The organism is Bacillus cereus group sp. N6 (genome assembly GCF_016483705.1).
Classification (GTDB): Bacteria; Bacillota; Bacilli; order Bacillales; family Bacillaceae_G; genus Bacillus_A; species Bacillus_A wiedmannii.
This window is the reverse complement of the sequence record NZ_JAEHBI010000185.1, coordinates 1-760: the sequence shown is the minus strand read 5'-3', so window position 1 is coordinate 760 and position 760 is coordinate 1. Positions and strand designations below refer to the sequence as shown.

Below are 760 nucleotides of genomic sequence, written 5' to 3'. Positions count from 1 at the left end.
AAGAAAGGATCTCGTTTATGATTACCATTAGTTTATGTATGATTGTCAAAAATGAAGAACATACCTTACCTCATTGTTTACAATCCATTGGGGATCTGGTAGATGAAATTATTATTGTCGATACAGGTTCTACGGATCAAACGATCCAAATTGCGAAAAAATGGACACCACATGTCTATGAAATTCCTTGGGAATTTCATTTCAGTAAAGCACGAAATGTTTCTTTTCAATATGCTTCTAAAGATTATATGATGTGGTTAGATGCAGATGATATCTTGCAACCTTCGGCGCAAAAAAAATTACAACAACTGAAACAATCTCTAGATCCTACGATCGAAGCTGTTAGTATGAAATATAACATCCAAACAAAAATCGGAACGGAACAAACACAGCGAATTCGCTTAGTAAAACGTGAGGCGGGATTTCAATGGGAAGGGATTGTTCATGAAAATTTACAACGAAAAGAACCCTATACTCATTTCCCATCTGATATTGTCATTACACATACAAAAACAACACAAACTTCTCCGCAACGAAATATTGAATTATATCAACGTGCGATCGAACAAGAACATATTTTTTCTCTACAAGATCATTTTCATTATGCTAGAGAAAACTTATTCCAAAAAGAGTATCAAATTGCGGAACAACATTTTCACATGTGTTTAGCATTTGAAGCGTTATCACAGGAAAGTCGTATGACTGTCTATCATCAATTAGCTACCTGTTATGGCTTAACCAATCAAATCGAAAAAGAACA

At 34.3% G+C, this 760-nt stretch carries 1 protein-coding gene; it reads left to right on the top strand.

From position 1 onward, the window contains the following. Window positions 1–17: 17 nt before the first annotated feature. A partial coding sequence (locus JDS99_RS30785; protein WP_199696483.1) for a glycosyltransferase family 2 protein occupies window positions 18–760 on the top strand: 743 nt, incomplete at its 3' end.